11 protein-coding genes are annotated in these 13,577 nt (G+C 71.5%); 5 read left to right on the top strand and 6 right to left on the bottom strand.

The genetic code is table 11. The features are described from left to right. The coding region (locus tag Q0741_RS26500; protein ID WP_298236193.1) for an FUSC family membrane protein at window positions 1-948 on the bottom strand (948 nt) is incomplete at its 3' end. 171 nt (window positions 949-1,119) lie between these two features. Here Q0741_RS26500 and Q0741_RS26495 point away from each other — a divergent pair. From Q0741_RS26495 to Q0741_RS26485, 3 genes are all read left to right on the top strand, one after another. Continuing rightward, complete coding sequence (locus Q0741_RS26495; protein WP_298236192.1) at window positions 1,120-1,821, top strand: fumarylacetoacetate hydrolase family protein; 702 nt, start codon at window positions 1,120-1,122, stop codon at window positions 1,819-1,821. A gap of 633 nt (window positions 1,822-2,454) precedes the next feature. Beyond that, window positions 2,455-3,162, top strand: a complete 708-nt coding sequence (locus Q0741_RS26490) for a fibronectin type III domain-containing protein (RefSeq protein WP_298236191.1) — start codon at window positions 2,455-2,457, stop codon at window positions 3,160-3,162. 53 nt (window positions 3,163-3,215) lie between these two features. Next, on the top strand, window positions 3,216-4,559 hold the full coding sequence (locus Q0741_RS26485; protein ID WP_298236190.1) for a hypothetical protein: 1,344 nt from the start codon (window positions 3,216-3,218) through the stop codon (window positions 4,557-4,559). An 83-nt stretch (window positions 4,560-4,642) separates the two neighbouring features. Here Q0741_RS26485 and Q0741_RS26480 read toward each other — a convergent pair whose 3' ends face one another. Further along, on the bottom strand, window positions 4,643-5,812 hold the full coding sequence (locus Q0741_RS26480; RefSeq protein ID WP_298236189.1) for a methyl-accepting chemotaxis protein: 1,170 nt from the start codon (window positions 5,810-5,812) through the stop codon (window positions 4,643-4,645). 133 nt (window positions 5,813-5,945) lie between these two features. Further along, the gene (locus Q0741_RS26475) at window positions 5,946-7,736 is read right to left on the bottom strand and encodes a SulP family inorganic anion transporter (RefSeq protein ID WP_298236188.1); all 1,791 of its coding nucleotides are present in this window, start codon (window positions 7,734-7,736) and stop codon (window positions 5,946-5,948) included. A 268-nt stretch (window positions 7,737-8,004) separates the two neighbouring features. On the opposite strand from Q0741_RS26475, the gene Q0741_RS26470 reads away from it, so the two are divergent. After that, window positions 8,005-8,487, top strand: a complete 483-nt coding sequence (locus tag Q0741_RS26470; protein WP_298236187.1) for a hypothetical protein — start codon at window positions 8,005-8,007, stop codon at window positions 8,485-8,487. Window positions 8,488-8,668: 181 nt separating this feature from the next. On the opposite strand, the gene Q0741_RS26465 is transcribed toward Q0741_RS26470, so the two are convergent. Further along, window positions 8,669-8,935, bottom strand: coding sequence for a hypothetical protein (locus Q0741_RS26465; protein WP_298236186.1), 267 nt, complete (start codon window positions 8,933-8,935; stop codon window positions 8,669-8,671). Window positions 8,936-9,024: 89 nt separating this feature from the next. Further along, window positions 9,025-10,473 carry a hypothetical protein gene (locus tag Q0741_RS26460; protein ID WP_298236185.1) on the bottom strand — a complete coding sequence of 483 codons (1,449 nt, stop codon included), beginning with the start codon at window positions 10,471-10,473 and terminating at the stop codon, window positions 9,025-9,027. A 208-nt stretch (window positions 10,474-10,681) separates the two neighbouring features. Between Q0741_RS26460 and Q0741_RS26455 the strand changes: the two genes are divergently transcribed. Continuing rightward, window positions 10,682-12,457 (top strand): thiamine pyrophosphate-dependent enzyme, encoded by a 1,776-nt coding sequence (locus tag Q0741_RS26455; RefSeq protein ID WP_298236184.1) that lies wholly within the window; start codon window positions 10,682-10,684, stop codon window positions 12,455-12,457. On the opposite strand, the gene Q0741_RS26450 is transcribed toward Q0741_RS26455, so the two are convergent. Further along, window positions 12,447-13,577: sigma 54-interacting transcriptional regulator (locus tag Q0741_RS26450; protein ID WP_298236183.1), on the bottom strand; the 1,131-nt coding region annotated here is incomplete at its 5' end. The genes Q0741_RS26455 and Q0741_RS26450 overlap by 11 nt on opposite strands.

Here is a 13,577-nt window from a genome sequence, read left to right as displayed (position 1 = left end):
CTGGCGCCGCGTCTCGGATGCCGCCGGCGCGCGCCCGGTGAGCAGCGCATCGGCCAGCGCCTCCACGTCGGCCGCGGCGCCCAGCAGCATCGCGCGCAGGCCCGCCAGCACCGGCGCGTGGCCGGGGTGGGCCAGCAGGCCCTCCAGGTCCAGCTCGCAGGCCAGCAAATGGTCGCGCAGTTCCAGCACGTGCAGCAGCAGCCCCGCCTGGCGCTGGCGCCGCGGCGTGCGCGGCGACTCCAGCACCAGGTCGCGCACCGTCTGCAACTGGTCCGCCAGCGCGGCCTGGCGGCGCAGCAGCGCTTCCAGCGTCGGTGCCGCGCCCGGCGCCGGCACGAAGCGCGACGCCTGCAGCCGCATCAGCTCGGCCAGCGTGAACAGCACGCCGGCCAGCATCTGCACCCGGTAGCAACGATTGAGCAGCGCATTGGCCGCCGTGGCCCACAGCAGGTACAGCCCGGCGCCCAGCCCGAAGTGCAGCGCCCCCCGCAGTGCCGCGTCCGCGGCCTCGTGGCGCGGCACGGCCATGGCGAACACCAGCGCGAACATCACCGACACCACGATCGGCAGCCCGCGCTTGCCCCAGGCACCGGCCAGGAAGGCGACGAAAGTGGCGGGCACCAGCAGCAGCCCCAGCAGCCACGCATTGCCGTGCAGCGCGTAGGCGGCCCAGAACAGCGGCCAGCCCAACAGCGCCGCCGGCAGCAGCCGCAGCAGCTTGCCGTGCCTGGGCGCGGGCTGGTCCGGCGGGATGCACACGAGCACACCCACCGACGCCGCCGCCGCGGCGGGCGCGCCCAGCGCCGCGTGCACGCCGGCCGAGATCAACAGCAGCCCCAGCGCGGCCGACAGCCCGTTGCTGACATGGGCGCTGAGCGCCGTGCGCAGCCCGTGGCGCAGCCGCGGGGCGCCCGCGCGCGGGCGGGGCGGCATTGGGCGCAGGGCCATGGCAGCGGGACTCCTCCTATCCGGCGAAACGGGTCCTGCGCCCGGGGCATAAGCCGTGCCGTCCCGCGGCATGGACAACGCGCGGGCGGCGGGACCGGCGCGGCATGCGCCGGCGGCTACGCTGCGCTTCGCGCCCCCGCGCTGTTCGCGGCGGGCCTCAGGAGACACGACATGACCGACTTCGTTTTCCCGCCCCCAGCAACTCCCTCGCTCGCCGTGGCCGGCAGCACCGCGCGCTTCCCCGTTCGGCGCGTGTTCTGCGTCGGCCGCAACTACGCCGCGCATGCGCGCGAGATGGGCAACGACCCCACGCGCGAGCCGCCGTTCTTCTTCATGAAGCCCGCCGATGCGGTGGTGCCGGCCGAGGGCGTGGTGCCCTACCCCACGCTGACCTCCAACCTGCACCACGAGGTCGAGCTGGTCGTGGCGCTGGCCCAGGGCGGCAGCCGCATCGCGCCGGAGCAGGCGCTGGGGCTGGTGTGGGGCTACGGCGTGGGCGTGGACCTCACGCGGCGCGACCTGCAGGACACGGCCAAGCAGATGAGCCGGCCCTGGGACTGGGCCAAGGGCTTCGATGCGTCCGCACCTTGCAGCGCGCTGCAGCCGGTATCGGCGGTGGGGCACCCGGAGGCCGGGCGCATCTGGCTGCAGGTCAATGGCGAGCTGCGCCAGCAGGGCGACCTCACCGAGCTGATCTGGCCGGTGCCGGACATCATCAGCCACGTCTCGCAGGCCGTGGCGCTGCAGCCCGGCGACCTGATCTTCACCGGCACGCCCGCCGGCGTCGGCGCGCTGCAGCCGGGCGACCACGTGCGCGGCGGCGTGGCCGGCGTGGCGGGCTTCGAATTCGAAATGGGTCCGCGCCCGACCTGAGCACACTGAACCCGCGCGGTGGCCGCAACGGTCGCCGCCCGCGTGCCGCGGCGCGGCGCGCCACCCCAGACGAGCCCCCCGGCTCCCAGCGCCCGGCACCGGGTTGTCCCGCCCAGGGAGAACCCGCATATTGTTTAAACCTAAATTAAATTTGCCGGATTTCCGGCCCTCGCCGCACCTCGGCAGACGATGTGTCAGATGTTTTCATTGTCTAAGCATTGTCATCACGCCGGGACGGGCTATCAATTCATATCTATCATCTAGCCATCCACTCCACGGCTGCTTCGTCTTGCGCCTACTGCGGGCGCGGGGAGAAATTTCGTTTCAATCAGATTTTGTATCACGTTTGCATCCTTGCGAAAGGGAAGTAAACGGATCCATTTTCCGAAACTGTGACGAAGCCGTTCCGGGCTATTTCCTGAAAGCGAGTCCTTCCCAACCCGACCGACCAATCAACAAAAATCGCATGAATTTCGTTGGTTATTTACCCGGTTTCATGCGTATCGGGTCACGTCGCTGCGCGGTCACGAGCCGACAGCCGTGCTCCCAAGTTCGGCGCAGTAACTAGGCATCGACTGCGCTCAGCCGCCCCCGGTCTTGGCCCATTTGGCTCGGCGCCGGGATGCCTTTTTCATGTCTGCTTTTATAGACATCATGCCGCCACAAAATCGCTCCTCCCGCCTTTCTTTGCTCGCCGCCTTGATGGCGAGCGCCTTTCTCGCCACCGCCTGCGGCGGCGGCGAGGACAGTGAAATTGCCGCCACTGCCGCCGGAAATGGCCAGGAAACTGCGCAAGCCATTTCCCCGACCTCGTCCGGTACCTGGACCAGGGTGGCCAGCGAATATGCTTATTTCAAGCTCGCCACGCGCAGTTTCGTGCGCTACGGCTCGGGCAGCAATTGGGTCGGCAAATACGTGGAAGCCGGCTCGGCGCAATGCGCCAACGATTTCTTCGGTTCCGATCCGGCGGTGGGCGTGACCAAGGTCTGCGAGGTCTACGCGGCGGACACCGCGCCGGCCCCGGTGGCTCCTGCGCCTTCCCCCGCGCCCGCTCCGGCGCCCGCACCCTCCCCCGCGCCCGCGCCCGCACCGGCGGCCACGGGCTCGGCGCTGCTGACCTGGAACGCGCCCACCGGTTCCGTGCAGGGCTACCGCGTCTATTACGGCACCAGCTCCCGCAGCTACGCGCAGGAGAAGGGGCAGGGCCTGTTCGTCACCAACACCACCGTCTCGGTGCCCAACCTCGACAGAGGCACCACTTATTACTTCGCGGTCACCGCCGTCGCGGCGGGCGGCGCGGAAAGTACCTATTCGAGCGAGGCCACCAAGGCGATCCCCTGACGGATCCTTACACCGGCCACACCACACACCATCGACTCGAATAGGGGAACGTCATGAACACGATCCGATATTTCCGCCTGGCGGCGCTGGGTGCCGCCTTCCTGCTGCCGGCGCTGGCCAGCGCCGCCACCTGGTACGTGCGCCCGGGCGCCAATGGCGACGATTCCGGCCGCGACTGGACCAATGCCCTGCCCGCGCTGCCGACCAATCTCCAGCGCGGCGACACCTACTACATCGCCACGGGCCTGTACCCGGCGCGCACCTTCTCCACGCCGGCCAGCGGCACGGCCACCATCACCATCAAGAAGGCCACCGCGGGCGACCACGGCACCAACACCGGCTGGAACAGCGCCTACGGCAGCGGCCAGGCGGTGTTCGGCGGCGGGCTGAACTTCAAGAGCCCCTACTGGGTCATCGACGGCCAGACCGGCGGCGGCGCGGCCAACAACTGGGTGGGCAACTTCGGCATCAAGATCGTCGAGCGCGGCGACGCCAGGCCCGTCATCAACGTCGGCCAGGAAGGCACGGCCAACAACGTGACCATCCGCCACGTCGAGCTGGTGGGCAAGGGCAGCGTCAGCAGCGCCGGTGGCTCCTACTCCAACGACGGCCTGGCCGTGTACGGCGCCTCCAACGTGACGCTGTCGTACTTCCGCATGACCGGCATCGGCCGCTGCCCCTTCTTCGTCAGCCCGCGCAACCTCGTGATCGAGCACGGCTGGGTGGAGTCGTACAACGGTTCCGGCGCGGTGCACTCCGAGGTCGCCAGCATCTGGGGCTTCTCCGGCAGCGTGGGCGACGTGACCTTCCGCCACAACCTGGTCACCGACATCCGCAGCACCGGCGGCCTGATGTGGGACAACTCCTCCAACCGCAGCGCCAAGCTGCTGGTGTACGGCAACGTGTTCTACCGTCCGGACGGCGCGAGCTGGCAGGAGGCCAACGGCGTGATCGGCGGCTGGACCGGCAACGGCGGCGAGGAATTCCACAACGCCAAGGTCTACAACAACGCCTTCATCAACGTGAACCAGGCGCCGCTGAGCTCGCTGCCGCGCGTGGCCTCGGGCAACGAGGCCTACAACAACATCTTCTACAACAGCGACAGCCCGAACTTCTCGCGCTTCTCGAAGCACGACTACAACGTCTTCATCAACTCTGGCGGCACGCAGGGCGAGTCCAAGGGCATCACCGACAGCGCGAATCCCTTCATGAACATCGCCGGCAAGGACTTCAGGCTCAAGAAGGCCTTCCCCACCGGCATGCCGCTGGGCGCGCCCTTCAACGTGGACGCGCTGGGCAACACCCGCGGCGGCGACGGCGTGTACGAGCGCGGCCCCTTCGAATTCGAGACCGGCGCCATCAGCGTGGCGGCGCCCACGGGGCTCAAGGCGCAGTAAGCGGAATCAGGGTTCGACAGGCGAACCTTCTCCCGCCCGCGCCGGGTCCGTCAAAGGACCTGGCCCGGGCGGTTTTTTTTTGCTCAAGCCTCGAGCTTGAACTCGTCCACCACGCCCTGCAGCGAGCGCGCCTGCGCGGCCAGGGCGGAGGTGGCGGCCACGGCCTGCTGCACCAGCGCGGCGTTCTCCTGCGTCACGCGGTCCATGTGGGACACGGCCTGGTTCACCTCCTGGATGCCGCCGGTCTGCTCGGCCAGCGCGGCCGAGATCTCGCCCAGGATCCCGTTGACCCGCTGCACCGCCTGCACGATGTCCCGCATCGTGCCGCCGGCCTGGCGCACCAGCGCCGACCCGCTGTCCACGTGATCGACGGCGTCGGTGATCAATTCCTTGATTTCCTTGGCCGCCTGCGAGCTGCGCTGCGCCAGCTGCCGCACCTCGCCGGCCACCACGGCGAAGCCGCGGCCCTGCTCGCCCGCGCGCGCGGCCTCCACCGCCGCGTTGAGCGCGAGGATGTTGGTCTGGAAGGCAATGCCTTCGATCACGTCGATGATGTCCGACACCTTGCGCGAGCTTTGGTTGATGGAGTCCATGGTCTGCACCACCTGCGCCATCACCGAGCCGCCCTGCTCCGCCACCTGCTTGGCCTGCGCGGCCAGCGAGCTGCCCGAGTGCGCGCGATCGGCGTTGAGCTTCACCGTCTCGGTGAGCTGGCTCATGCTGGCGGCGGTCTGCTGCAGCGAGGCCGCCTGCTGCTCGGTGCGGCGGGCCAGGTCCGAGTTGCCGCCGTCGATCTGGCGCGAGGCCGTGGCGATCAGGTCGGTGCTGCCCTTGATGCGCGTGACCAGGTCCGTGAGCGTGTTCTCCATGTGGCCCAGCGCTCCCAGCAGCCGGCCGAAGTCGCCGCCGCGCTCGGTGTCGAACTCCTGGCTCAGGTCGCCCGCGGCCACGGTCTCGGCGATGTAGACGGCTTCGCCCAGGGGCTTGGAAATCGCCCGCACCAGGCCCACCGCGAAGGCCACGCCCACCAGCAGCCCCACGCCCGTGAGCGCCATCATCAGGCGGCTCGCCGAGGCCACCTCGCGCTCGATCTCCTGCGCCATCGCCGCGCGCTCGGCCGCCAGCGCCTGCCGCTGCAGCCGGCCCACGTCGTTAAGGCCGCTGACGCCCACCGCCGTCACGGCCACCATGAACAGCAGCACGCAGGCAAAGCCCAGCGGCAGCACCATGCGGGTCTTGAGGTTCTCGAACATCGCCGTCTGTCTCCTTGCGCGTTTTCTTGCTGAAAGCTGACGGGGCGCTATCGGCAGGCTTACGGCGGAGTTGAGCGGGATCAGCGCGCTGATCCCGCCATCTGGGACGTTGCGGGGTGAAGGGCTGGTGGCGTCAAGCCAGCTTCTCTTTTTCGCAACCCGGGCCGGGCCAGGTGGCGCATTCCTCGAACACGCGCACCGTGCAGCGGGTGCAGGTGGGGCAGTCCAGCCGATGGGTGATGGCGGCGATGGCGCGGCGCTTGTCCGGGAAGATGTGCCCTTCGCCCAGCTCGTCCAGGAAGCCGTCGCGCTTCCACTGCGCCAGCACGCCCGGGCGCGGGCGGTGGAAGTACAGGTCGCCGCCCATGGCGCGGCGCGCGCGCAACTCCTGGCGCCACAGCTCCGAGCCGGCCACGTCCACGAAATTCATGCTCTTGGCCATCACCAGCAGGTGCTTCTGCGGCCGCGGCGCGTCGCGCAGCGCCTGCAGCCGGTCCGACACGTGGGCCGTGGCGCCGAAGTAGACCGAGCCTTCCATGCGCAGCAGCTTCAGCTGCGGGCACTCCGGCTGCGCGTGCTCGGTGTGCGCCAGCACCACGAAGGGCCGGTGCGGGTCGCCGCGCGGGCCGCTGAAACCCATGCTGCGCAGCGCCGGGCGCGAGGTGCGGTGCAGGTACAGCCCCAGCGACAGCGCGCTGCCGATGAGCACCGCCACCTCCAGGTGCAGCGTGAGCGTGGCGGCCATGGTGATCAGCGCCACGGCCAGCTCCTGGCGGCTGGCAAGCGCAAGGCGACGCCAGCGCGGCAGGTCCAGCAGCGTCCAGCCCACCAGCACCAGCAACCCGGCGATGGAGGCAAAGGGAATCCACGCCAGCACCGGCGCCGTGAGTGCCACCATCGGCACCACCAGCAGCGCCGACGCGACGGCCGCCAGCGGTGAGCGCGCACCCGCTTCGAGGTTGGGCATGGAACGGTTGAGCGAGCCGCAGGAGACGTAGCAGGAGAACAGGCCGCCCACCAGGTTCGACAGGCCCTGGCCCAGGAACTCGCGGTTGGCGTCGATGCGCTGGCCCGAGCGCGCGGCCACGGCCTTGGCGATGGCGATGGACTGCGCCAGCGCCACCACCGTCAGCGCCGCGGCGATGGCCAGCAGCTGCGGCAGCTGCTCCAGGTTGACGCTGGGCACGTGCAGCGGCGGCAGCGCCGAGGGCAGCGGTCCCAGCAGCCGCAGCTGCCATGCCGGCGGCGCCCAGTGCTGCAGGCCCCACGCCAGCAGCGTGCCCACGGCCAGCGCCACCAGCATGAAGGGCGAGCCCGGCCGCCAGCGCCGCAGCCCCGCCGCGGTGGCCAGTGTCGCCAACGCCACCAGCAGCGCGCCGGGTTGCGGCACCTGCGTGAAAGCCGCGCGCAGCACCACGCCGGCGCTGGCGCCGGGCGGCAGGGTCAGGCCCAGCGCGTCCTTGAGCGCATGCACCACGATGAGCAGCGCCGCGCCGGTGGTGAAGCCCAGCAGCGCCGTCGGCGAGATGAAGTTGGCGATCGCTCCCAGCCGCAGCGCGCCGGTGGCGAACTGCAGCAGCCCGACGAGCACCGTCACGGCCAGCGCCAGCTCCACGTAGGCCGGGCTGCCCACGGCGGCCAGCGGCGTGAGCATGGCGAACAGCGCCAGCGAGTTGGCATTGGTGGGCCCGGACACCACATGACGGCTGGAGCCCGCCACCGCCGCGACGATGCAGGGCACCACGGCGGAATAGAGCCCGTACTGCGGCGGCAGCCCGGCCAGCGTGGCGAAGGCGATGCCTTGCGGCAGCACCAGCACCGCGCCCAGCAGCCCGGCCAACAGGTCGGCGCGCAGCGCCTCGGGCGAACGCAGGCTGGAAAACAGGGGAGCGGAAAGCAGCCGGCGGGAACTTCGTTTCGTCATGAGGTCGTTGAAGGAAATGCGGCGCCTAACACATGGCGCAACTATTGGCAAGGCACGATGCGGATTCACGACACCCTGTCCGTATCGGATGTATCGGCAACCACACCACTCGGTCCGGGGGAAACGGCTGGTTGCCCCGGGCGCACAAATCCAGCGGCTCGCAACAGGCGCACCGTGGAGGGGCAGGCCTACTGGGCGCGAGTGAATCCACTACCGCTTTGTAAATGACCCGAGTTTCTCTTTCGCCGCTCGCGGCGCCCGAGGCCGCATGGCGCTGAGGGAACGGAAGTTTCGCTGCCAGCTGTGGCGCGTGCTGCACGCGGCGTGGCGCCACCGTCCCAGCCACTGGCCAGGACGCGGCGCGCGCGACGCCTGGCGCCGCGTGCAGGCCGTCGATCTGGAAGCGCTGGCGCTGCGGCTGCACGGCCTGGAGCGCCAACTGGGCCAGATGCGCACCGGTTACGCGGGCAAGCAGTTGTCGCGTTCGCAATGGGAAGCGCTGTGCCGGTGCATCGTCGAGGAGGCGCACGCGCTGCTGCGGCCGCTGGACGAGGCGGCCGACGCCGTGGCGCCCTCCTGGGCCACGCAGCGGCTGCGTTCGGAGCTGCGCCAATGGCAGGAGCTTGCCGCCAGCGTCAGCAGCCAGCCGCTGCACCAGTCCGACGTGAGCGACCTGCAGGCGCGGCTGCTGGAGATCACCACCGCGCTGGTGGTGTGTGCCCGGGTCGAGAACCAGCATCCCGACTGGTAGGCGCTTGAGGCCCGGCAGGGCCGCGGGACGGCATGGACAGCCCGGAAATGCCCATTTTTTAGGCACGACCCACAACAACCAGACAAATCAAGGGCTTAGCTTCGCCGCGAGCAGGTACGTCACAGAGTTGTCCACAGATCGCGGGGGTAACTGCGGGACGCCCGGGCCGGGTCGCGGCCACTCAATTCCACAAGCCGCCCAGCAGCGCCAGCAGCACCAGCACCGGCGCCATGCCCACCACGAAAGCCAGCAGCAGCCACTTCGCCAGGGCGTAGCCCAGTGCGCCGGCCATGCCCGCGACCGCCAGCGTGCGCAGTGTCGCGGCGCCGTCCTCGAACCCACCCATGCGCCACCCGAACCAGGCCAGCACGGCCGTGGCCAGGGCCAGCGCCAGGATCACGCGGAACGCGCGAGTGCAATGGGAGTGGACAGGCGGACGGTCACGCACGGCGGGTCTCCATGGGCAAAACAAGTCGTCGCTGGCCTTCCCGCACGCCGGCCAGGGCGCCCCGGCACAGGCGGCGGGCAGCGGCGGCATCAAGCGGCCATCGCCGCCACGAGGGCGCTCACCAGGTCCTGCGGCTGCAGCATCGCCTCGCGTGCATGGCAGGCGTTGGGGTATTGCCGCAGCACCGAGCGCCAGCGCAGGGGGCGGTTGAGCAGGTCCGCCCACAGCGGCAGCAACGTGGCGGCGTCCAGCGAACCGCCCTCGACGAGGCTGCGGGCGAAGGCCACGCAGGCGGCGTCGGTCAACAGCACCGCCTTGGTGGCGGCGCTGAGCATGGCCGGCGGCGTTTCGGTCGGCGCCGCGCAGCAATAGATCACCTGCGGCGGCAAGGTCTCGTCCCGGGGCTGCAGCGCGCGCAGCGAGCCGCCGCTCACCTTCACCTCGCCGCGGTTGGCCGCCAGGGTGTAGCTGGCATCGGGCTGGGCCTGCGCCAGCCGCTCCAGGCCGCGCAGCAGGCGCGGCAGGTCCGTGGTGGCGGCAGCGGCGGAAGCTTTCACTTCGGCCAGCAGCACGATGTCCACCGTGTCGGAGGCCTCCACGGCGCGTACGAGCGCGACGTCCCACTCGCCCTTGGTCTGCGCCGCCACGCCCGGGTAGTGGCCGGGGATGCGCAGGCCGTGCACGACCGAGTGGCGCCCACCCCCCGGCGCCTCGCGGTCCAGCAGTGCGGCGACCTGGTTGAAGGCCTGCACGGTGCCCGCTTCCGCCGCCGCACCGAGCCGGGCCGCCGCGCGGCCGTTCGCCGCGGCGGAGGCGGTGCCGGCCAGCGGGCCGCGACGCTCGCACAGGGCGCGGTAGCGCTGCACGGCTTCGTCCCGCAGCAATGCGGCGCCGCGCTCCAGGCGCTGCAGCGCGGGCAGGTCCGACAGCGCTTCGAGCAGGGCGCGCGGCTCGGCGTCGTCCGTCGGCGCTTGCGCCAGCAGGGGCTCCAGAGCCGGCCGCAGCGCGGACCACTCGCCCGCCATGGCATGGCGGTGCAGCGGCGCCAGCGCCTCCTGCACCTCCGCGGGCGCCTGGTGGCGCAGCTTGCCGGGATGCGCGACGGCGTTGACGGCGGCGCGGACCGCGCGCGCATCGGTCAGGACCTGGGCGGACAGCCGGACGTATTCGTCCACCACGGGCTCGCGCGCCCGCAGCACGAGGGCCTGGAAGCTCGGATCGCCGCCTTCGGGCTGCAGGGACTCGCGGATCAGCGTCTCCAGCGCCCAGGTGAAGAGCGTGTCCACGCCGGCCGGCACGGGCGCGTGGTGCTCGGCCGCGCCGCGCGCCACCTCCAGCGCGAAGGCCAGCGCCGTTTCCGCGCCGGCGGACCGGGCGACACCGGCGTCGGCCGGCAAGGGCGGCATGCGGTAGCGGCGCGGCGCCTGGCGCAAGGCGGTCTGCAGTGGCGCGGGCAGGGCGTGGCCGGGCGGCGTCTCGGCGGACGCGGCTTCGCCGGCTGGAAGCGGCGGTGCGGGAGGGGGTGCGGGGGAGAGCAAGTGGAGTCCGTGGGAAGTGGTGGCCACGCGCATGGTGCAGCCGGCGCGGTTTGCGTCCTGATGCGTCATCCCGGGTGCGGCCCCGGTGCCGTCCGGGGAGAAGCGCGGCTCGTCCCGGGCAGGGCTACGCGGGGCAAGCCGCATTCCGCGCCGGCCGCGGAACGTCGGTTGCCGCGGGCCCGCGCATCACTGACGAAGGAAGCTGCCCATGGAAAGCCCCAAGGAATCGCGCAAGGGCGCGGAGCTGCTGGTCGATGCGCTCATCGGCTGGGGCATCGACACGGTCTTCGGCATGCCCGGCGACGGCATCAACGGCGTGATGGAGGCGCTGCGCACGCGCGCCGACCGCATCCGCTTCGTGCAGGTGCGCCACGAGGAGGCCGCCGCCTTCATGGCCTGCGCCCATGCCAAGTGGACCGGGCGCCTGGGCTGCTGCCTCGCCACCACCGGCCCCGGCGGCGTGCACCTGCTCAACGGGCTGTACGACGCCCGCTTCGACCGCGCACCGGTGCTGGCCCTCACCGGCCTGCCCTACCACGACCTGGCCGACACCTTCACCCAGCAGGACGTGGACCTGCCCAAGCTGTTCAGCGACGTCGCCGAGTACAGCGCCCGCATCATGAGCGCGGCCCACGTGGAGAACGCCGTGGCGCTGGCCTGCCGCACCGCGCTGGCCCGCCGCGGCGTGGCGCACCTCTCCATCCCGACCGACGTGCAGGAGCAGGAGGCCAAGGCGGTCAAGGCCTCCAGCCGCAACGTCGCGCACCATGTCTCCTTCACCCGCACGCAGGCCACGCTGCTGCCCTCGGACACGGACCTGGACCGTGCCGCGGAGCTGCTGAACCGGGCGCAGCGCGTGGCGATCCTCGCCGGCCAGGGCGCGCTGCAGGCACGCGATGAGCTGCTGGCCACGGCCGACACGCTGGGCGCACCCATCGTCAAGGCGCTGCTGGGCAAGGCGCTCGTCCCGGACGACCACCCGCTGACCACCGGCGGCATCGGGCTGCTGGGCACGCGGCCCTCGCAGGAGGCCTTCGAGCAGTGCGACGCGCTGCTGATCGTGGGCTCGACCTTCCCCTACATCGAGTACTACCCCAAGCCGGGCCAGGCGGCGGGGGTGCAGATCGACCACGACGGCGCGCGCATCGGGCTGCGCTTTCCGGCGGAAGTGGGGCTGGTGGGCGACGCGGGCGCGACGCTGCAGGCGCTGCTGCCGCGGCTGCGGCGCAAGGACGACCGCGCCTTCCTGCAGGGCGCGCAGCGGGGCATGGCCGCGTGGCGCCAGCTGCTGCACGACGCGGTGGAGCGGCCCGGCGCGCCGATGAAGCCCGGCCGCATCGCGCGCGACCTGGGCCAGCGGCTGGCCCCCAACGCGATCGTGGCCTGGGACTCCGGCCACAACACCGGGCTGCTGGCGCGCTACTGCGCCGCCCGGGAGGGGCAGCGCTACGCCGGCTCGGGCCTGCTCGCCTCCATGGGCTGCGCGCTGCCCTACGCCATCGCGGCGCAGCTGGCTTTTCCGCAGCGGCAGGTGGTGGCCTTCGCCGGCGACGGCGGCTTCACCATGCTGTTGAGCGAGCTCGCCACCGTGGCGCGCTACCGGCTGCCGATCAAGATCGTCGTGGTGCGCAACGACTCGCTCGGCCAGATCAAGTGGGAACAGATGATGTTCCTGGGCAACCCCGAGTTCGAATGCGCGCTGCAGCCCATCGACTTCGTGAAGCTGGCCGAGGCCTTCGGGCTGCGCGGCTGGCGCGTGGAGCGCGCCGAGGACTGCGGCGCGGTGCTCGACGCGGCGCTGGCGCACCCCGGAGCGGCGCTGGTGGAGGCGGTGATCGACCCGAGCGAGCCGCTGCTGCCGCCCAAGCGCATGCCCAAGTACGCGCACAACCTGCGCAAGGCGCTGGATGCGGGCACGCCCGGGCACGAGGGCATCGAGCGCGCGCTGGGCGAAGAGCCGGCGCGCTCGATGCTCAAGCCCTAGCGCCGGCCCGCGACAGCCCGTAGCGTTGGAGCTTCACGTACAGCGTGCTCTTGGCGATGCCGAGCTGGCGCGCGGCCAGCGTCAGGTTGCCGCCGCTGGCCTCGATGGCACGGCGGATCAGCGCCTCCTCGCCTTCGGCGATGCTGCACACGCCGCCCGCCGGCGCCGGCGCGGCGGCGGGCCCGGACGGCGCCGGCTGCGCCGCCTCCAGGAACTCGCGCGGCAGCGCGTCCAGGGTCAGCACCGGCCCCTCGGAGAGCAGCACCGCCCCTTCGATGATGTTGCGCAGCTCGCGCACGTTGCCCGGCCACGCGTAGGCCTGCAGCGCCTGCAGCACCTCTTCGGACAGGGCGCCCGGCTCCAGCCCCTGCTCGGCGCGGAAGCGCTGCAGGAAATGCCGCGCCAGCAGCGGGATGTCGCCGCGGCGCTCGCGCAGCGGCGGAATGCGCAGGCTCGTCACGGCGATGCGGTAGTACAGGTCCATGCGGAAGCGCCCGGCCGCGATCTCCTGGCGCAGGTCGCGGTGCGTGGCCGCGATCAGGCGGAAGCGCACCTTGCGCGGCGTGTTCTCGCCCAGCCGGTACAGCTCGCCCTGCTCCAGCACGCGCAGCAGGTTGGGCTGCATGTCCAGCGGCATCTCGCCAATCTCGTCCAGGAACAGCGTGCCGCCGTTGGCCGCCTCGATCTTGCCCACCATGCCGCCCTTGCGCGCGCCGGTGAAGGCGCCCTCGGCATAGCCGAAGAGCTCGCTGGCCAGCAGCTCGCGCGACAGCCCGCCGCAGTTCAGCGCCACGTAGGCGCCGGCGCCCGCGCCATGGATGCCGCGCGCGAATTCCTCCTTGCCCACGCCCGTCTCGCCGTGCAGCAGCACCGGCGCGCGCGAGCGCGAGAGCTGGCGCGCCTTGGCGATCACGTCGCGCAGCCCCGCGTCGTTCGTCACCAGCGACGAGAAGCTGTCGGCTGCGGGTGCGGCCACCGTTGCCTGCGCAGCCACCGCCGCCGCACGCGGCACCGGCACGCGGGCGCGCGCCGCGGTCGGCACCACCAGCAGCGTGCCCAGCGGCTCGCCCTGCACGACCAGCGGCTCCAGCCACTCGGGCCGGATCCACGCCGGCAGCCC

Source organism: uncultured Azohydromonas sp., assembly GCF_937926365.1.
GTDB lineage: Bacteria > Pseudomonadota > Gammaproteobacteria > Burkholderiales > Burkholderiaceae_C > Azohydromonas.
Note: the sequence above shows the minus strand (reverse complement) of the source record. Positions and strands in the feature narration are given on the sequence as shown.

What these genes read in the sequence shown, in the direction of transcription:
- Q0741_RS26495 (WP_298236192.1), top strand. Translation starts at nt 1,120, where the DNA reads ATGACCGACTTCGTTTTCCCGCCCCCAGCAACTCCCTCGCTCGCCGTG.
- Q0741_RS26490 (WP_298236191.1), top strand. Translation starts at nt 2,455, where the DNA reads ATGTCTGCTTTTATAGACATCATGCCGCCACAAAATCGCTCCTCCCGC.
- Q0741_RS26485 (WP_298236190.1), top strand. Translation starts at nt 3,216, where the DNA reads ATGAACACGATCCGATATTTCCGCCTGGCGGCGCTGGGTGCCGCCTTC.
- Q0741_RS26480 (WP_298236189.1), bottom strand. Translation starts at nt 5,812, where the DNA reads ATGTTCGAGAACCTCAAGACCCGCATGGTGCTGCCGCTGGGCTTTGCC.
- Q0741_RS26475 (WP_298236188.1), bottom strand. Translation starts at nt 7,736, where the DNA reads ATGACGAAACGAAGTTCCCGCCGGCTGCTTTCCGCTCCCCTGTTTTCC.
- Q0741_RS26470 (WP_298236187.1), top strand. Translation starts at nt 8,005, where the DNA reads ATGGCGCTGAGGGAACGGAAGTTTCGCTGCCAGCTGTGGCGCGTGCTG.
- Q0741_RS26455 (WP_298236184.1), top strand. Translation starts at nt 10,682, where the DNA reads ATGGAAAGCCCCAAGGAATCGCGCAAGGGCGCGGAGCTGCTGGTCGAT.